Below are 2,249 nucleotides of genomic sequence, written 5' to 3' on the forward strand. Positions count from 1 at the left end.
TGGTTTAACCACTTTTGCGATTAATTCAGTCTGTAACAAACATGATAAAACCTGCCCTTACTAAAATTGGCGCTCAAATGTCCAACTTAACTGGCGTAAGAGCGATTATGAAAGATATTAATGAAACCCTCAGAGCTAGTAAGGGACAGGAATTATATAATTTGAGCGCTGGCAATCCGTTGATTTTACCAGAGGTAGAACAGTTATGGCGGGATTGTACGGCAGATTTATTAGCCAGTTCTGAATATGGTGAAGTTGTTTGTCGTTATGGTTCAAGTCAAGGTTATTCACCATTAATTGAGGCGATTGTTCAGGATTTTAACCAGCGTTATGGGTTAAGTTTAACTGAGCGGAATATTTTAATTACTGCGGGTAGTCAAACTATCTATTTTTACGCCGCTAATGCTTTTGGTGGCTATACTGAAGATGGCAATTTGAAAGAAATTGTGTTGCCGTTAAGTCCAGATTATACTGGCTATGGTGGTGTTTGTTTGTTCCCAGAGGCTTTGGTTGCTTATAAGCCTACTCTGGATATTGACGCAGACGCACACAGATTTAAATATCGCCCTGATTTTAACCAACTCTCGATTACAGAAAATACTGGTTGTGTGATTTTTTCCCGTCCTTGTAATCCGACGGGTAATGTTTTGACTAATGATGAGGTAAATAAAATCACTGATTTAGCTGCACCCCATCATGTACCTGTATTGATTGATTCGGCTTATGCACCTCCTTTCCCAGCTTTGAATTTTACAGAAATGACTCCGATATTTGGGGAAAATATTCTCCACTGTATGAGTTTATCAAAAGCAGGTTTGCCTGGAGAACGGATTGGGGTAGCCATTGGAGATGAAAACCTGATTCAAGTTTTGGAATGTTTCCAAACCAATGTGGGAATTCATTCTTCTCGATATGGTCAAGCGATCGCAGCTAGAGCGATAGAATCAGGTACATTAGCAAATATCGCGGAAAATGTGATTCGTCCTTTCTATCAGCAAAAGTTTGATGTCTTAGAAAGTACATTAGAAGCAGCTATGCCTAAGAATATACCCTGGTTCTTACATCGTGGTGAAGGGGCGATTTTTGGCTGGTTGTGGTTGCAAGATCTACCCATGACTGATTGGGAATTTTACCAGGAATTAAAGAAAGTGGGTGTAATTCTTGTCCCTGGTAGTAGTTTCTTCCCTGGTTTAAAGGAGGACTGGGAACACAAACACCAATGTCTGCGAATTAGTTTAACAGGTAGTGATGAGGAAATTACTATTGGTATGCAGCGTTTAGCAAAAGTTGCTGAACGGGTTTATCAAAGTGCGGCTGTAAGTGTGTAAGAAAAATGAACCACGAAGAAGCGAAGAACACGAAGAAGAAGAAGGAAGGAAGCAGGGTGCAGGGTGCAGGGGGAAAAGCTCAAAAAGTACCTGTTCCTAATCACCAATCACCAATTACCAATCACCAATTCCCAATTCCCAATCTCGATGATTGGTTGGAAATTGGCAAAATTGTCTCACCTCAAGGTTTAACTGGGGAGTTGCGGGTTTATCCTAATACGGATTTTCCTGAACGCTTTGAAGAACCGGGAAAACGCTGGTTGTTACGTCCTGGGGAAACGGAACTTGAAACTGTGGAGTTATTAAATGGGCGATATATTGAGAATAAGAATCTTTATGTGATTAAATTGAAGGGAGTGAGCGATCGCCATCAAGCTGAAAATATGCGTGATTGTCGGTTTTTTGTGCCTGTGAGCGATCGCCCAGAATTGGATGAAGGTGAATTTCATGTGTTAGATTTGCTAGGGTTGCAGGTCTTTATGCAATCATCTGGGGAATTTGTGGGAACGGTGGTGGATATCTTACCTTCTGGTCATGATTTATTGGAAGTTAAATTTGATCCTGCTTTTATCACTAATAACGAAGAGTTGACAACTGATAAAGTACAAAAAACTGTTTTAATTCCTTTTGTGATGGAAATTGTTCCTGTTGTTGATTTAGAAAATCGTCGAGTTGAAATTATTCCTCCCCCCGGTTTATTGTCAATTAATAATTAGGGCTTGCGGAAAAAGTGGGAAAATGCCAGAAAAAAGATGACTAAGTAATTAGGAAATGTTAACTAGTACACTGTGGCGTAAGTGAACGAAGCATTTTCAAGCCTTGTAATCAATCAAATTTTCTGAGCTTTTAATGGTCATGTTATTTACGCCAACTTGTACTAGTTAGTTGTCAGTTATCAGTAGGGGCGAAGCATTTGGAAGA

At 39.8% G+C, this 2,249-nt stretch carries 2 protein-coding genes; both read left to right on the forward strand.

From position 1 onward, the window contains the following. Positions 1-44: 44 nt before the first annotated feature. A complete protein-coding gene (locus FJR08_RS11570; protein ID WP_168633303.1) occupies positions 45-1,328 on the forward strand; it encodes a valine--pyruvate transaminase in 1,284 nt (427 codons plus the stop codon). Between the two features lie 5 nt (positions 1,329-1,333). Then, positions 1,334-2,044, forward strand: a complete 711-nt coding sequence (gene rimM, locus FJR08_RS11575; RefSeq protein WP_168633259.1) for a ribosome maturation factor RimM — start codon at positions 1,334-1,336, stop codon at positions 2,042-2,044. Positions 2,045-2,249: the final 205 nt, after the last annotated feature.

The sequence above is a fragment of the Dolichospermum sp. UHCC 0260 genome (genome assembly GCF_009711985.1).
GTDB classification, from domain to species: domain Bacteria; phylum Cyanobacteriota; class Cyanobacteriia; order Cyanobacteriales; family Nostocaceae; genus Dolichospermum; species Dolichospermum lemmermannii.